General features: G+C 39.1%; 13 protein-coding genes. 6 read left to right on the top strand and 7 right to left on the bottom strand.

The features are described 5' to 3' along the window. The first annotated feature begins 7 nt into the window (after nucleotides 1–7). The 5 genes from D0907_RS07975 (at nucleotide 8) to D0907_RS07955 (ending at nucleotide 5,522) form a co-directional block, all read left to right on the top strand. Nucleotides 8–1,975: an acetyl/propionyl/methylcrotonyl-CoA carboxylase subunit alpha gene (locus D0907_RS07975; RefSeq protein WP_118844255.1), complete on the top strand. Its 1,968-nt coding sequence runs from the start codon at nucleotides 8–10 to the stop codon at nucleotides 1,973–1,975. Further along, a complete protein-coding gene (locus D0907_RS07970; RefSeq protein WP_118844254.1) occupies nucleotides 1,972–2,877 on the top strand; it encodes a hydroxymethylglutaryl-CoA lyase in 906 nt (301 codons plus the stop codon). Before D0907_RS07975 ends, D0907_RS07970 begins: the two co-directional genes overlap by 4 nt. A gap of 11 nt (nucleotides 2,878–2,888) precedes the next feature. Continuing rightward, nucleotides 2,889–3,587 (top strand): CoA transferase subunit A, encoded by a 699-nt coding sequence (locus tag D0907_RS07965; protein ID WP_036968475.1) that lies wholly within the window; start codon nucleotides 2,889–2,891, stop codon nucleotides 3,585–3,587. Nucleotides 3,588–3,598: 11 nt separating this feature from the next. After that, a complete protein-coding gene (locus D0907_RS07960) occupies nucleotides 3,599–4,255 on the top strand; it encodes a 3-oxoacid CoA-transferase subunit B (protein WP_065979908.1) in 657 nt (218 codons plus the stop codon). Nucleotides 4,256–4,643: 388 nt separating this feature from the next. Continuing rightward, nucleotides 4,644–5,522: a LysR family transcriptional regulator gene (locus D0907_RS07955; protein ID WP_036968484.1), complete on the top strand. Its 879-nt coding sequence runs from the start codon at nucleotides 4,644–4,646 to the stop codon at nucleotides 5,520–5,522. A gap of 64 nt (nucleotides 5,523–5,586) precedes the next feature. Here the strand turns inward: D0907_RS07955 and D0907_RS07950 are convergent, their stop codons facing one another. The 4 genes from D0907_RS07950 to D0907_RS07935 form a co-directional block, all read right to left on the bottom strand. Continuing rightward, nucleotides 5,587–9,054 carry an ATP-binding protein gene (locus D0907_RS07950; RefSeq protein WP_118844253.1) on the bottom strand — a complete coding sequence of 1,156 codons (3,468 nt, stop codon included), beginning with the start codon at nucleotides 9,052–9,054 and terminating at the stop codon, nucleotides 5,587–5,589. Nucleotides 9,055–9,064: 10 nt separating this feature from the next. After that, nucleotides 9,065–11,347 carry an ATP-binding protein gene (locus D0907_RS07945; protein WP_083422845.1) on the bottom strand — a complete coding sequence of 761 codons (2,283 nt, stop codon included), beginning with the start codon at nucleotides 11,345–11,347 and terminating at the stop codon, nucleotides 9,065–9,067. Between the two features lie 9 nt (nucleotides 11,348–11,356). Continuing rightward, entirely contained in the window at nucleotides 11,357–12,625 is a 1,269-nt protein-coding gene (locus D0907_RS07940; RefSeq protein WP_036968490.1) for an ABC transporter substrate-binding protein, read from the bottom strand. 71 nt (nucleotides 12,626–12,696) lie between these two features. Continuing rightward, complete coding sequence (locus D0907_RS07935; RefSeq protein WP_162898035.1) at nucleotides 12,697–13,560, bottom strand: GGDEF domain-containing response regulator; 864 nt, start codon at nucleotides 13,558–13,560, stop codon at nucleotides 12,697–12,699. Between the two features lie 941 nt (nucleotides 13,561–14,501). On the opposite strand from D0907_RS07935, the gene D0907_RS07925 reads away from it, so the two are divergent. Continuing rightward, on the top strand, nucleotides 14,502–14,924 hold the full coding sequence (locus D0907_RS07925) for a tetratricopeptide repeat protein (protein WP_118844250.1): 423 nt from the start codon (nucleotides 14,502–14,504) through the stop codon (nucleotides 14,922–14,924). Between the two features lie 386 nt (nucleotides 14,925–15,310). Here D0907_RS07925 and D0907_RS07920 read toward each other — a convergent pair whose 3' ends face one another. From D0907_RS07920 to D0907_RS07910, 3 genes are all read right to left on the bottom strand, one after another. After that, nucleotides 15,311–15,616, bottom strand: a complete 306-nt coding sequence (locus tag D0907_RS07920) for a hypothetical protein (RefSeq protein ID WP_118844249.1) — start codon at nucleotides 15,614–15,616, stop codon at nucleotides 15,311–15,313. A gap of 939 nt (nucleotides 15,617–16,555) precedes the next feature. After that, nucleotides 16,556–17,065 carry a GNAT family N-acetyltransferase gene (locus D0907_RS07915; RefSeq protein ID WP_208706592.1) on the bottom strand — a complete coding sequence of 170 codons (510 nt, stop codon included), beginning with the start codon at nucleotides 17,063–17,065 and terminating at the stop codon, nucleotides 16,556–16,558. Between the two features lie 26 nt (nucleotides 17,066–17,091). Beyond that, nucleotides 17,092–17,319, bottom strand: a complete 228-nt coding sequence (locus D0907_RS07910; RefSeq protein ID WP_118844248.1) for a hypothetical protein — start codon at nucleotides 17,317–17,319, stop codon at nucleotides 17,092–17,094. Nucleotides 17,320–17,420: the final 101 nt, after the last annotated feature.

Below are 17,420 nucleotides of genomic sequence, written 5' to 3'. Positions count from 1 at the left end.
ATCCATTATGACAACAAAAACGTTGAAAAAAATTCTCGTTGCAAACCGTGGTGAAATTGCCTGCCGTGTTATGCGCACAGCAAAACAAATGGGCCTAACTACGGTTGCTGTATATTCAGATGCAGATAAACACGCGCAACATGTAAAGCTGGCCGATGAGGCTTATCACATTGGTCCTGCACCAAGTAAAGACTCATACCTAGTCGCAGATAAAATTATCGACGTTGCAAAACAAACCTCCGTTGATTGCATTCACCCCGGCTACGGTTTTTTATCTGAAAACAGTGAATTTGCCCTAGCCTGTGAGCAAAACGACATTGCATTTATTGGTCCTCCAGCATCAAGTATTGAAGCAATGGGTTCTAAAACGCGTGCAAAAGAAATTATGCATGAAGCCAATGTCCCTTTAGTGCCGGGCTATTATGGCGATAACCAAGACACTGAATTTTTAAAAGCCGAAGCAGAAAAAATTGGCTACCCTGTCCTTATCAAAGCAGCCTTTGGCGGTGGCGGTAAAGGAATGCGTGTAGTAGAGCATGCAAAAGATTTTATCAGTGCGCTTGAAGGGGCAAAGCGTGAAGCTAAAGCAGGCTTTGGTAATGATTTAGTGCTTCTAGAGCGTTACGTTACTAAACCCCGTCATGTTGAAGTACAAGTATTTGCAGACAATCACGGCAACTGTGTTTATTTAGGCGATCGTGACTGTTCTTTACAACGTCGCCATCAAAAAGTAATTGAAGAAGCACCGGCACCGGGTTTATCTGATTCGCTACGAAAAGAAATGGGTGAAGCCGCTGTACGCTGTGCACAAGCAATTAACTATCGTGGTGCGGGTACTGTTGAGTTTTTACTGTGTGGCGATGAGTTCTTCTTCATGGAAATGAACACTCGTTTACAAGTAGAGCACCCGGTAACCGAAATGGTCACTGGCGTTGACTTAGTAAGCTGGCAAATTAATGTGGCTGCAGGTGGAAAACTGCCACTGTCACAAGCGGATATTCAGCTGCAAGGTCATAGCTTTGAAGCACGTATTTATGCAGAAGACCCAAGCAATGACTTTATCCCGTGTTCTGGCCGTATTGATGCCCTATTCACCCCGACTGAATCAGAGTTTGTACGCATAGACACTGGCATTGCCGCTGGCGATGAAATTAGCCCGTTTTACGACCCAATGATTGCTAAGCTCATTGTTCACGATGACAACCGTGAGGCTGCACTTGGTCGTTTATCAAAAGCACTGCAACAATTTCATTTAGCTGGGTTTAGTTGTAACGTTAACTTTTTACACAACCTTGCTAACCACCCTACGTTTCAAGCTGGTGCGCCTGATACACACTTTATTGAAGATCAAGGTGCGCAATTAGTCGCTAAAGACGAGCAACAACATACACTCGCGACAGTAATTGCTGCATTTGCATACATGAGCACACTAAAAGGCAGTAGTGCGAGTCCATGGCAGCAATTAACTGGCTTTATGCTAAACAGCGCTGCGCTAACAAAAATCCCATTTACTGATGTTGCGGTGCAAGCTGAAAAGTGTGCCGATGGTTTTAAAATCAACCTCAACTCAGTTGCCTATACAAGTTCAGGCACTGTTGAAAATGGCCTTGCTCGCTTAGTCATTAATGGTGAAAAAGTTGTCGCGCATGTTATCCAAACAGACACGCATATCACTGTAATGTATAACGCTCAGCAAACAGTGATTGAACTCATCGATAAACACTACATTAGTGAACATGAAAGTGATGCACTTCCTCTTGCGGCCCCATTAAACGGCACAGTCGTTAAACACCTTGTTGCTGTGGGTAGCGAAGTAGTTAAAGGCGATGCGGTTGTAATTATCGAAGCAATGAAAATGGAATACACGCTTAATGCTCCACATGATGGTGTATTAACCAGCTACTGTTTTGGTGAAGGTGAATTAGTGAGCCATGGCGATATGCTCGCCATAGTCGAGGAACAGGAGGCGGTATGACACAGTTCCCTGCGTGTGTACGTATTGTTGAAGTGGGTGCCCGTGATGGACTGCAAAATGAAGCAGCCGTCACCAGCCAAGATAAAATCGAACTAATTAACGCCCTAGCCAACGCGGGTCTTAACGATATTGAAGCGGGAGCATTTGTATCACCTAAATGGGTGCCGCAAATGGCTGACTCACGTGATGTGATCAACGCATTAAACTTACCTAATGTTAATTTAAGTGCGCTAACCCCTAACTTACGTGGTGCAGAAGCCGCTCATCAAGTGGGCATTAAAGAGTTTGCTATATTTACCGCAGCCAGCGAAGCATTTTGTCAAAAGAACATTAACTGCTCGATTGATGAAAGTATTGACCGCTTTAAAGAGGTCATGGACTTTGCGAAAGAAAATAATATTCGTGTTCGTGGCTATGTAAGTTGTGTAATGGGTTGCCCTTACCAAGGTGACGTTGACTACACTGATGTATTAAAGGTGTCGCAGCGTTTATTAGACTTGGGTTGTTACGAAATTAGCCTTGGTGACACAATTGGCGTAGGAACAGCAAAAAAAGTGGACGAGTTATTAGATTTATTACTGCAACATATTGATAAGTCAAAACTCGCTGTACATTTTCACGACACCTACGGGCAAGCGCTCACAAATATTTACACCGCGCTAATGCGAGGTATTTCAACAGTTGACAGTGCCGTTGCAGGCCTTGGTGGCTGCCCTTATGCCAAAGGAGCGTCAGGAAATGTTGCCACTGAAGATGTAGTTTACTTACTGCAAGGGCTTGGCATAGAGCATGGAATTGATTTAGAAAGACTGGCGAAAGCTGGTTGGGCTATTTGTAGCGCATTAAATAAACAACCTGTCAGCAAGGTTTCACTTGCTCTAAAGAACACGCAGAATAATTAAGGAGTAGGCTCATGGCCGGTTTTGATAAAGTGGTTTCGAGTTACGAAGCTGCGATGGAAGGTTTAAAAGATGGCGATACCATTATCGCTGGTGGCTTTGGCTTGTGTGGTATTCCTGAAGGACTTATCGGCGAAATAAAGCGTAAACAAACAAAAAACTTAACGGTTGTATCTAACAACTGTGGTGTTGACGACTTTGGTTTAGGTATTTTGCTACACGACAAGCAAATTAAAAAAATCATCGCCTCTTATGTTGGTGAAAATGCCTTATTTGAACAACAGTTACTTAATGGCGAAATTGACGTAGTACTTACGCCACAAGGTACACTTGCTGAGAAAATGCGTGCTGGTGGTGCGGGTATTCCTGCATTTTACACTGCAACTGGTTACGGCACCCCTGTTGCACAAGGCAAAGAAGTTAAAGAATTTGATGGCCGCCCATACATTTTAGAAGAATCAATTACAGGTGAGTTTGCGATTGTTAAAGCATGGAAAGCCGATCGCTATGGCAACCTCGTGTTTCGTCACACAGCCATGAACTTTAATCCAATGGCTGCAACCGCAGGTAAGATTACCGTTGCTGAGGTCGAAGAAATCGTAGAGCCGGGTGAACTGGAGCCGAGCCAAATTCACACCCCAGGCATTTACGTTAATCGTGTGATCAAGGGTAACTTTGAAAAACGCATCGAACGTGTAACGACTCGCGATTAAGGAGCATTAAAATGGCATTATCACGTGAACAAGTAGCTATGCGCGTTGCACAAGAGCTACAAGACGGTTATTACGTTAATTTAGGGATTGGTATCCCTACCCTTGTCGCTAACTATGTACCCGATGGCATAGAAGTCATGCTGCAATCTGAAAATGGTCTGTTAGGAATGGGTGCGTACCCATCTAAGGACCAAGTTGATGCAGATATGATCAACGCGGGTAAAGAAACCGTGACAGCAGCAACAGGTGCAGCAATATTTAATAGTGCAGATAGTTTTGCCATGATACGGGGTGGTCATGTAGACTTAACAGTATTAGGTGCATTTGAAGTTGACCAGAACGGAAACATCGCATCGTGGATGATCCCAAAAAAGCTGATTAAAGGCATGGGTGGCGCGATGGACCTTGTTGCTGGCGCGAAGAATATTATTGTTACGATGACGCATGCAAGTAAGCATGGCGACTCTAAGTTATTAGAAAGTTGCACTTTACCGTTAACTGGGGTTAACTGTGTAAAGAAAATCGTAACTGATTTAGCCGTACTCGAAGTCAAAGACGGCGCTTTTCATCTACTAGAGCGCGCACCAGGCGTGTCAGTAGATGAAATCATAAGCAAAACGGCAGGAAAATTGCTTATTGAAGGTGATGTCCCTGAAATGGTTTTCTAACCACTGACATCCCAATGTACCGACCTCATTCCCAGTGCCAATGGCGCTGAGTTACCCAAAATCCCTCGCAAGAGGGATTTTTTTTATCTTTTATATCCCCCTCACTGCACCAATTTGTCACACAATTAGTATAAAATGCCCTAAACTTGTGAGTAACACGTAAGGAGCACTTTACTTGTTACCAATAAATAAAAACTGCTACACTCGCCTTTTTTGCTTTTTGAGGCGAAAAACTAGATTAAACAAGCAATTAACGCTTAATTTTTAGGCGTTATCGCAAAAGTTAGCTATATTCACCCTTTAGTCTGTTAGTTTTTAAATATTGGGATAATAATTGCTTAGCTCTTAACTTCATAAAACGCGCTATTGAGAATTACTGAAATTAACTATGCAAACACCTATTCGTGGCCTACGCTCATTTTGTTTCGCTGCTCGCACACTGAGCTTTAAAGATGCAGCAAACCAACTTTATCTTACGCCATCAGCCGTAAGCCATCAGATCAAGCAATTAGAAGAGCAATTGGGGATTGAGCTATTCGAACGTCAAACTCGCTCTATTCGTTTAACCGCTGCGGGTAAGAACTTTTATGATTCAGTGTCACCTCTGATTAAAGCTCTCGAAAAAACCATTAATGAATTTAGTCAGTTACAAGAAAATATCACTATAAGCATTACTCTGCCTGAGTTTTTTGCCAGTGAATTATTAATGCCAAAGTTGAGTGAGTGGACCGCCGATCATCCAAACACTAACTTACAGCTAAACACCTTAAAAACGCGCAAAGAACTGACCAAGCAAAGTGACTTATCAATTGTATTATCGTCATCTAAGCCACACGAAGGGGTTGTACACGAATTATTTTCGTTGTCGTATACACCGGCATGTAATAAAGAAAACTGGCAAGCATGGCACGAAAACCCTTTTCAAGCCCTTAATGAAGTGCCCCTAATACTGCATAAAGCACGTCCTTGGGCATGGCACCAATGGGCTGAACATGCAGGTATTGAAGACTTCGCACCAAAACAAATTATTCAGGTTGATAGTATGTTCGGGGTTGCGCGAGCTGCACAACAAGGGATGGGAATTGCACTTATTCCTTTGCCTATTAGTCAAACCTGGTTTGAAGAGCAATGGCTATTTAATTTTACTGATATGCCATTAAAAACCAAAGATAAATACTATTTAGTCCAGCACGAACCGAGTGAAACTAACGCACAGCTAGAGTTATTTATAAAGTGGATGATTGATACGTTTAAGCATTTAAAATAATCACTTATCTGGATGCCTGTGCATAACACAGGCATCATTCACACGGGCTCTGTCGTGAGTAATTTCATCTTTCTAGCGATTCTAACCACCCTTTTATCTCAGCCATTAGTTGTGGCAACAGGCGCTCTAGTTTTTGAAGTGTGTCTTTGATTTCGAGGTTTTGCTCGCGTGCTTTTAACTCAATTTCTTCACATAATTTTCTGAGCTTATCGGCACTCAGCTCACCACACATCCCTTTTAAAGCATGCGCAGTTTGATGTACTTCCGCATGATTTTGCACTGCAAACTGATCTTTTAAATCAGTGAGTTTTTTCGGCGCGTTGATCATAAATATTTGGCATATTCTTTTTAGTAAAGCCTCTTTATTAAGTAACCGTACAAGCGCTTCTTGACGATTCCATAATGACTGCGCTTCATCTACTGTGCTAACGTGTTCTTCTGTTTGCTGTTCATGATCAGATAAAATCCATTTCACAACTTTTGATAGCACATCATCTGCTTTAATTGGTTTGCTAAGATAATCATTCATACCGACTGATAAACATTTTTCTTTTTCGCCCATCATCGCACTCGCAGTCATTGCAATCACAGGCACATTAATAAAAGCGCCACCAGCCTCACCTGAACGTATTTTTTCAGACACTTGATAGCCATTTAAAGTTGGCATCTGACAATCGAGTAGTACACAGTTTACAGGCGCTCCGCTTGCTTCGCTCTGCAATAAATGTTCAATGGCTTCTTGGCCATTGTTGGCCGTGAGTATTTCAATGGGTAGCTCGTCAAGTGCCCCTTTCGCTACTTCTAAGTTAATTTTATTGTCATCGACAATAAGTACCTTACTGCCTTTAATTTGTGATAAACGTTCATTTGAAATTGCGAACTCACCATCACTGTTGTCATGTAATAACGTGTGTGTTTCGTTATCACGCAGCTCAACCCCTGCAACGCGTAATAGGGCTGTTTGTGTAAGGGGTTTACTTATTTTACTCACTTTGCCCGCTTTGCTTTTTGGTATTGAAGTATCAGACTGATGCAATAAGACAACGTGAGTGCTGCTATGTGTTTCATGCAGGTGATCTAAGCTCGTATTATTATTGATTTCTTCGTCGTCTATGATGGCAAAATCAATGTTCTCATCATCGTGTAGGTCTAATTCACTAAGCGATGAAACGCTTACGTGCCCGCCATATAAAACAACCAATTTTTCAATTATTTCTATAATATGTGCATTTTGACTACACAATAAAACATGTTTAGAGGAAAAACATCTCTGTTCTTGCTTTAAGTTTCTTTCACTTGCGCGTGCCTTAATATAAAAGCTAAATGTACTGCCTTGATTTAAAGTTGAATCTAAGTAAATTTCTCCACCCATTGCATGACATAACTGCTTACAGATCGATATTCCTAATCCCGTCCCTCCAAATTTCTCGGTAATTGCACTACTCGCTTGTTGGAATGCACCAAACAGTCGTTTTTGCGAAAGAGGATCAATGCCAATTCCTGTATCTTGTACACTAACCCTTAATTTATATTCATTATTAGCAACATGCTCCGAACTCACTTTAATTTTAATAAACCCTTTTTCAGTAAACTTAATGGCATTACTAATCAGGTTATTAATAATTTGAGTTAGTCTAAGGGGGTCTACTTCTAGCTTATCGCATGTAAGTTCTGTGGTGTCTAAGTACACATCAACCCCTTTATCGAAGGCTCTGACAGCACACGAGCTCACCACACTTTCAATCAGTAGCAGCGGGTTTATCAACTGAATATTTAAGTCGAGTTTTCCTGCCTCTATTTTCGACAAATCAAGAATATCGTTAATTAATAAGTTTAAGCTTGATGCGCTCAACTCCATCATATCAACAAGCTTGCGTGACTTATCTGTTAGCGCTTCTCGTTTCAAAATATTTAGCGTGCCAATGACACCATTTAATGATGTTCGCAGTTCATGGCTCACATTCGAAATAAATGCACTTTTAACCTCGCTGTGTTTAATTGCTTCGTCTTTTGCTTCTGCAAGTGCGTGTGTACGTTTACGCACTTTGGCTTCAAGCTCAGAGTTAAGACGTTTAACTTTAATTTCAGCCTGTTTTTCTTTACTAATGTCTCTAATTATTAAAGCCAAACCACTTAGGTTACTGTGCTCAGAAAAAACAGGACTCACTGAAATAGCGTAATGCGCGATATATTCACCTTGCACAAATGAACACTCGTCCTTTATTTGAGCTCTAGAACTCTGTATTTTTTTTACATATTCATCGATTGGTAAATTAGATAGAAATTCAATTTCCTTACTTGATTTCCCTACTGCCGCTTTACTTGAAATGAGCAATAATCGCTCTGCAGTATGGTTTAAACTGGTCAGATACCCTTTTAAGTTAAGGGCAATAATTGCATCGATAGAACCATCGACAATTGCTGATGCTTCTTGTCTGGTTTCTGCGAGTAATTGGCTTCTAATCGCATTACGATAAAATGTAATTAAAAGAATTGATGTGAAAACAATCACTGCAAATAACAGACTGTAGGTGATCAAGCGTTTTTCATTGATCAAATTATCCACATATTCTTTAGGTGCAAGTAGGTTAAAATTAACAAAACCATATTTATTACCTGATCTGGTATACAACTTTTCTGAACGTACATAGAACTGTTCTTCTGTATTCGCTTTTGACTTTATTAAATAGATACCGTTGTACTTTATGTTTTCGGTGTAAACAGCCTGCCAATTTACACTGGGATTTAAATCTCTAGAAAATTGATAGCTTTCAAGTGGATGAATAATAAAATCTCCATCAGAGCCACTAATAATAAGTTGTGAGGTATCAAACACTGTTTCTTTAAGGTTATTAAGTAATGTACTGGCATTAACATTCATAATTAAAAAAGCAAAACGCTTACCGTTCTCACTGTATATTGGTATCGAAAACCGAATCATCGGTTTAAAAGGAAATTCAATTTCACCAAACTCACGATTTAAAGACAGTGGTGACATATACACTTGCTTTGGTTCAAGCAACGTACTAGGCAAGAAATAAGGCTCGCCACTTTTAGATTGTAATGAATAATCCGCAGAGGCTTCTACAGATGCGCCAACACGCTGAACACGAATAAGTTCGTTACCTTCAGCAGTCACTGCAATAACACGCACCTGTTCAACGGCGAGGTTATTTTCCATATAACCAATAAAAATAGTTTCTAATCGCTCTTTCCATTGCTGATAACTAGTGCCATCGTATGGGTCTATTCCATTGTTAAAATGGGCTCTTGGTAAGCCTGAAATTGGCGGGGTTGAATACAAAAACCGTAAATCTGATTTATATTCTGACAGTGTCGTTGTTACAATTTCTTTTAGCCTTTGATTCGTTTCGACGAACTCTTGGTCTATCGAGTCTAAAACATCTTCTTTTACTTGCCCTTCAAAAAAGCTAACGGCGATTGCTATAAAAACAACAAATACTATCGACACTAAAGCAAAGTATGGGTTCAATGAGGCTGCTTTTTTATTTTCTTTTAGTAAAATATTCACTCAGCTCCCCTTACCGTTCATCAGCTGCTTTTGTGCACCATTTCAACAAAATAGCTTTAACGCACTCATAATTAATTGGTTTTGCAATAAAGTCATTCATCCCGGCATCAATACAGCGTTGTTTGTCGGCACTTAATACATTGGCAGTTAAAGCAATGATGGGAGTGTTTTTATAGGAAGGCATCTCTCTGATCCTTAATGTCGCTTGCGGCCCATCTAAGACAGGCATTTGCATATCCATAAGAATGAGATCAAACGCCCGTGTTTCACACTGAAGAATAGCTTGCTCGCCATTATCGGCAATATTGATAGAGCTGATATTAAACTCACTCAACATCGCTTCAATAACGATTTGATTGATTTCGTTATCTTCGACAATCAGCACATTCAGCCAAGAGAAATCAATTGCTTGCTCATGGGGTTCTTGCATGTGCTGTTGTTCACTATAAACAGACTCATTCGTTCGGATAACATTGAGATCAAAATGAAAGTCTGAGCCAACACCATACTCACTTTCAACGTGCAATGAAGTCCCCATTAATTTTAATAGCTTACTAGAAATGGCTAAACCGAGTCCTGTACCACCAAACCGTCGTGTAATTGAGGCATCTGCTTGTGAAAAGGCCTCAAACAAGCTATTAAGCTGTTCCTTCGCTATGCCAATTCCGGTATCTGAAACGTGGAATGTAATGCTAAATTCATCATTCGATAGCTGATGAATACTCACATTTAACGATACACTGCCTCTTTCTGTAAATTTAATTGCATTGCCAATTAAATTAATAAGCACTTGTTTAAGGCGTGTTTCATCTCCCAAAAATATAAAATTGGGGTCCTCAGGCAACACTGAAATAAACAGTTCGACTTGTTTATTATTAGCTTGCGCTTTAAATAAATGTGTTAGCTCATCGAGTAATAAGTTTAATGCTATTGGCTGTTCTTCCAGTTCAATTTTTGAGGCTTCGATTTTACTTAAATCTAAAATATCATTGATAATTACTAATAAGCTCGCACCTGAAGAGTGTATGATGGCCAACATTTTTTCTTGTTCTGCATTTAATGGTGTACGACTCAATTGACGTGCCATACCCAAAATACCGTTCATAGGCGTTCGTATTTCGTGGCTCATATTCGCCAAAAATTCTGACTTAACTTTAGTGGTATGTTCGGCGGTTTGTTTGGCATCTGATAAATCTTTACTTAAAATTCTGAAGCTATCTGCCGCTTTTGCAAGTACACCTATTTCATCTTTTCTATGTAAGTCATAAATTGGTGCTGATAAATCGCCATTAAGAAAGTGTTTAAAGCTCACCGTAAGGCGTTTAATAGACTTAGAGATCTGCAAATGGAAAAAAGCAGACAAGGCAATAATGTAAATTAACACTCCCCACGCGAGTAGCTTTAAAATACGTTCTGTTTTAGAAACTGTTTTTTCTGCTTCTTCCTTGATACGGCTTAACCTTGTTAATGATTGCTCTCTTAGTTCATTTGCTAAAGTACTAAATTCAATTGCGTCACCGGCCATTACAACATTGACTAAACTTAAATAATTGCGATTTGCTTGAATACTCCTCGCAAATGCCTGACTATAAGTATCTGCCATTTTTGAAAGTTGGTTAATTTCAGAGCGGTATTCACTTTTTTGAATATGCACAGAGGCATTTAATTTCGTCGAAATCATTCGTAAAGCATCGTTAACTGACGCTCTTTTTGCATAATCTTTTTTGGTTAAAAACAAATACGCATCTCGATGCAACGAATGCCACAGATTGAGATACTCAGAAATAAATAACTTTTCTTCAACAGTGGTTACTTTTCGCATTAAGTTATCAAGGTGTGTCGTTGCATCAGCGTAAATTCGGGGTAATTCTTTTTCTGTCAATGTTGCTCTTATTTCGTAGCGCTTAGTCAAGACCTGTAAATTCTCGCCGTACCTCTTTACTAGTTCAGACATGGCGTTGAGGTAAATTTGACTCTCATTCTCTTCATTTTTAAGCTCAACATCGCTTAGACGTGTTTTGATGCTTTGAAAATTTTCGACGATTTTTTCAAACACAGCACTGCTTCCACTCCCGCCATACACAGAAATATCGCGTTGCATTTCGACTATGTCTTTATTGATCCTAAGAATACTGACAGCGTAATTACTGATTCGGCTTATATCGTTAAAAGCAACCTCTATTGTATTTAGACGTTTATTCATAACGTAGTAACTGGCGCTCATAGCAAGTAAAATTAGCATCAACGCTAATAACATTTTTGCAGCAACAGAGCGTGAGAAAATATTCGACAAGGCAGTTCCTTAAGAATTAAGCAGTTCAAACCACTTATCTAAACTGTAATCATAATTTGGCATGACCGTATTCCAAACCGCGATATTAGAAAAGCGCTTAATGTAGCTGCCTCCATCCCTTACTTGCCCAGCTTGAACAGAGATTTTTCCATCAGTGCCTGTTAAGTCTGTCACCGCTTCTTTACCTTGATACCAGTAATTCCACTCTGGTATAGACATAAGAGGCTGACTTCGTTCTGGGTTAGAAATGTAATAGCCCTGACGCGCTATAAATGCACCGGGATAGCCTGACAACCACCAGTTCATGTAATCGTACGCTGCATCTTTTACATGCCCTTGCGTATTGGCCGATAAACACATAACCCCATGCCAAGCACGATAACCTTCTTTGGGTGAAGCATACACAACAGGGATACCTTGTCCTCTGCATGCACTTACTCCCGGTGAAAACATACTTTGAATAGTCACACGGTTAGTTTTCATAAAGTCTATCGACTGTGGAACCGATGTCCAAAATCCAGCGAAGTGACCCTGCCTTTTTTTCTCGAGCAAAATTTTAAACAGCTGATCAATTTCTGTAATACTCATATTTCCTAAGTCATTGAAACTCATCAGCCCTTGGGCCTGAACAGCAAGTGCGGCGTCAAAAATACCTATGGTGGGCGCATTAACTAAGCCTACTTTCCCTTTATTTTTCTCGTCGAGCAACCATGCCCACGATTCGGTTTCATAGGGAATACCTTGCTCAATAAATTGCGTGTTATAGCCAAAGGAATCAACATTGTGAACATACGGCATATAACTGATTTTTTTGCTAGGCGTCGTACCGAGACGACCATCAGGCTGAACATACAAAAGCTTATTGGGTGAATCCCCCGCCCCTATTTTTGCTTCAGGTATTACACGCCCAGTTTTAGTTAGTGGGTTAATTTCGTTCCAATAAATAAGCCTATCAATATCTAATGGTTGGATAGCCCCAGCTTGCCACAAAATATTAATTGAATCAGACCACTGTTCGTACAAATCAAAAGAACTTGGATCCGCTGCCGCCTTTTGTAAAACAGCAGCACTGCCCATTGGAGTAAACTCGATATTAATGCCAAGCTCACGCATTGCTCGTTGACGTAACTCTTCTTGCAAGGTGACATGTGTGCCCATCACTCTCAAAGTGACAGTGTTTTTTGCAAAAACATACGGTGCTTTAAATGCCAGTGTTGAAGCAGCGACTCCCACACCCATTTTTTTTAGAAAACATCGACGGTCTTTTAAGTTAGCCATACATATTCACCTAGTAAATAAGCAACTATGAGTATAGATGAAATTTTTAACGTTAAAATCTCATTATTTCATTAGTCAATTGCATGTAATTTAAAGCAATTTCTACCCGCATTTTTTGCTTCATATAATGCTTCGTCAGCTAATGAAACAAGTTCATCAAACTGTTTCATCTCTTGGTGAGAATACACAACTCCCCCAATACTGACTGACACCCTATTTAAAGAAGATTCTTCGTGACGAATATTTTCACTCGCTAGTTCATGATTAATTCGCTCGCAGACTTGCTTTACTCCATCAAAATCTGTGTAAGGCAAGAGCACAAGGAACTCTTCTCCTCCATATCGTACAACCGTATCTTGCGGGCGTTTAACTGAACGATTTAATACCTCAGCAATCTTTTTCATACATACGTCGCCTTGTGGATGGCCATAATGGTCGTTATAACGCTTGAAATGATCGATATCTAACATCAGTAGGCTAAAAGCTCTTTTGTCACGTATAGCTTGCTTAAAAACATTAGAGACTTCTAAGTCTAGGTAATGGCGATTAAACAAACCTGTTAGAGAGTCTTTGTATGTCAATTCAACCAGCTTTTCGAGGCGAAGTTTATTCTCAATATGATTCTTCGTGCGGTGTATTAATGTTGAAGCAGTGATGGGTTTTCCAATGAAATCTGTTGCTCCGGCTTCCCAACATGCATTTTGTGAATCGGTATCGTAGGTCGATGTAATAAAGACAATAGGAACATTTTCAAAGGCAGGATCGTCTTTTATTTGCCTACATACATTTAACCCATTGATATCAGGCAAATTCACATCTAACAAAATTAAATCAGCAGTGTTTTCTTTACAGTATTCTAAGACACTATTTCCAGCGCTAAATGGTAAAACAGTAAAGTGCTCTTCTAATATTGTTTCAAGTGTAAGTCTGATCATTTCATCATCATCAACTACGAGTATTTTACATTCTGACAATAGTTTTAGAGTTAAAGGCATATAAATTCTTCATCTTTATTATTGTTTAGTTTCGCTTTGCAGCAGCTCTTTAAGGCATAATCGCTTACTAACTTACCTTGTAACTTTTGAAAACATACTATTCATGAGAAGGTCACTTTAGTATGTTATTAATTCTGCAACTAACTGTTAGTTCAATAAGTTTTAACAGTAATTATAGTCAAAGCCCTATTTAATGCTTAACTATTTTTCATTATTTGTAGTATAAAAGAATGATGGCTATTTATTGCATGCGCCATGCACTTAAGCATAAGGTCATTACAATGAATGGATAGCTAATCCTGTCATGAAGTGGGTTTATCATATCGTTTTTGTTTTTTACGTTGTTCGTGCTTTGCTTTAGCCACATTTTCAAATACAGGGGGAGGAATAGGAAATAGCGAAAGAAGTGGGAATATGGCCATAAATAAATATGCCCCTTTTGGCATCTTTTTAGCCCAGAGTACCAGCTTAAAGAGCAGATTAAACAATATATTTAAACAATATATTTAAACAATACAGTTCTGCCACACAGTTTACTAATAACAACCCGTGCTATCGTGATTAAATCCATTTACCTTTGTATCAATAACCTTTAAAAGAGAAATGAGGAAAATGCTACTTTTTTAAACGTATTTAATTATTAAACATAAAAACGAAGAGTATAATTTTTTTGATACTGCCCCCTCCTGATACAGCTTAAGCCTTGCAGCAACACTATTCTTAGCATGAGAGCCTCACTTTTCAAGCCTTTTATTCGACTAAAGTCTATAGGTTAAATTTATTCACCTATTGGGTGTTTTTTTATCGTTTGTTCGATTTTCCTCTCTCAACTAAAGTTGAATTGTCGGTAATAAATGCCGACTCTAACAGAGGAAAAAATTATGTTTAGTACACTTATGAAACGCGTTGCACTTAGCTCTTTATTAACTTGCTCAGCGATGGCAGTGGCTGATCAGGGTGACTACAAATTAATGGTGATTGACCAATCTACACAAGCATCAGTAGAGACTAACCGTCAATACGAAGTGGCATTTAACCAATGTGCGTTAAGTGTTCAAGCGAAGAATTTTACAGAAGCTGAAGCGCTTTGTTCAAAAGCAATCAGTTTACTTAGCACAAGCAAAGTACCAGCTTATAAGCGTCGTGAATTAACGTCATTTGCGTTAAGCAACCGCGGTGTAGCTCGCATCATGTCTGAAAACGACACAGCCGCATTATCTGATTTCTATGAAGCCGTGCAGATTTCAAGTAACGATTTGGTAGAGCACAACTTAACTCGCGCCAAACAGAACTTAGCATTATAAGTTCATCCGCATTATTTCATGAAACCCAGCTTAGGCTGGGTTTTGTCGTTTTGGAGTATCTAAATTTAAGCACTTAAATTTGAAAACTTAAATTTTAATAAGTCTTTACGTAATCCATCAGACTATCCGGGAAAATTATTAGTGCTTAAGTAAGACAATCTGTTACGAGCTGCAAACCGTTAAAGCAGAAATCAACCTTTTCGCCGTTTTAGAATTAAAACAGACACGAACGTAAGTTATTGTTGGACAATTGTGAGTTAGAATCGACAGTCAGTTCTATGCTATGGCCAGACATAGGTAACGCCCTACTAATGTGCAAAAAATTGTTGGCTAAAATGTTAGGAACGAAAACAGCAAACTGTTTTTTGTTCTTATTAATTAACTTGTTATACGTTTTTTAACTGGTTTAGAATTGTATTACATGCACTGATCACATCTGCTCTGTAGAACTCTATAGTTTCAGCTAACTCTTTATCTGATTTAGCGAGGAACTCAGAAGAACAATTGGCTCGTACGTGCTTCAAAGGTAAATGATCAGTATCAGACTCAATTACACCAAATACGTGAAACTCAGTATCCCAACATTGCTCATATTTATTATTGCCAATTCGCCAGAGCCCTATGACATTATCTAAATAATCCTCATCACTCTCTAGTAATTTTGTAGCAAGTTTTATTGCATCATAAGACATTTAATTAACACCAAACTCTAGAAACGTATAACGCCCGTTTAATGGGCAAAAAATTGTTGGCTAAAATTAGAGACGAAGGAGCAAAAGCCAACTGTTTTTTATCCTTATTAAAACGCTTGTTAGTTACCGATTAACCTACTGATTGGATAGCCGAAAGTTCCATAAACAAGTCCTCCAAGAAATAATGACATATAAATAGAGATGAACCAAGAAAACACTAATTTAAAATAGTAGATTGGTAACAGGAAAACAGAACTATTAGGCAAAGGCTTTTGAGGTAACCCGCGACAAAAAATCAGTATAAAAAGTAATGCTGTAGTCCAAAATAAACCTAAAAGAATAAGTACGTGGGGCAGCTCTGTTATTGGAACGTTTTCTCCAAGTTCGGCCCTAGGCAAATACAAAAATGCAGACGTACCGAAAAAAAACACGCACAAAAGCACCAGCCATCGATAAGGCTTTAGGATTTGTGAAAACTTAAACATGATGCATGGTGTCATAGGTAACTAACATTTTAGTATTTATGCGACACGCAGTTTGTGTTGCATAATCGCTTGTTGGACTGAGGCGCTACCTGCTCGATGAGTCAGAGTTGGTGCTATTGATGCTATGGGTATTTACTTTTTATGGCCTAAAGGTATCTTGCCAATTTTATTGGCGTGTCTATCGTATCTAAACTGTCCCTACGTTACTCAGCGTTTATTATGTATCCATTAAACCTAATATTTAACCGTTATGCAATTACGATAACTTATTGTGAGCAGAGATGTGGCAGCTCAGATTCGACTGACTCAAAGCCAGAGAAAACGTTTTAGGTAGTCGGCTATATTGGGTAAGTTTCCATAAAAATTTTTTTGACCTAACGCCGCATTAAGGGAGAATGCAGCCTAAACCAACTTCCCGCAGACCATTATCCCAATTGAACGCCTTGCTAGGCAATTATTCTACAAATTTACACATACCCAAACCAAGCGGGCTTCCAGTTCTACCACTGTAGCCAAATTTTGAATAAAACTTTTCTTTACCGCATGCCGCCAACAAAGCGATTGTTGCTCCAGGATGAGCATTTTTCTTCAGAAATAGCTCTATCTCCTGCATGACTAATTTTCCTATTCCTTGGTTATGATACGTAGGATCGACAACCACGTCTTGGAGATAAAAGTACATATAGCCATCACCCACTATACGGCCATAGCCAGCAAGTTGTGATTCTGCATAAACACAAACATGAAAGATTGAGTTATCTAAGCTTTCTTGCACAATTATTCGCTCTGGATTTATCCAGCCAACCTTACTTCTGAGAAGTATAAACTCATCTACATTAGGAGCTTGTTTTGTGATTTTAAATTCCACGATGCCTTCCAATTGCGCTAATGCCTTAATAAACGGCGAAAAATAGCAGCCTAAACTAAGTGAGAATGAGCGCAAGCTTGTTTTTTTTGCGTCCATTGTTTAATTAACTGTTTTATAACACATTAAAAATTAATTACATTTTTAAATTTATAAGCGAGCAAAAAGAGAATACCAACAACTAAAAAGTGTAACCTGTAACTTTTTAAAGAAAATGAATTACTAGCTTCAATTTTTAGATAGCTTTCTTCTGAGCTCTGATTTAGGAAATCAACTGGCAAAAAATCAGAAATAAACATTAGTGCGCCTGTAACAGCTAAAGCTATACCGATTATTAGTAAGATTTTACTCATTTTTAATGATTCCAGAGTGTTATATAACGCCTAGCATAATGGGCTAATAATGTTTGGCTAAAATTGATGAAGCACGAACCAAGTCAAGCTTTATTAGTCCT

It is taken from the genome of Pseudoalteromonas lipolytica (assembly GCF_003515105.1).
In the GTDB taxonomy this organism is placed as follows: Bacteria; Pseudomonadota; Gammaproteobacteria; order Enterobacterales; family Alteromonadaceae; genus Pseudoalteromonas; species Pseudoalteromonas lipolytica.
Note: the sequence above shows the minus strand (reverse complement) of the source record. Positions and strands in the feature narration are given on the sequence as shown.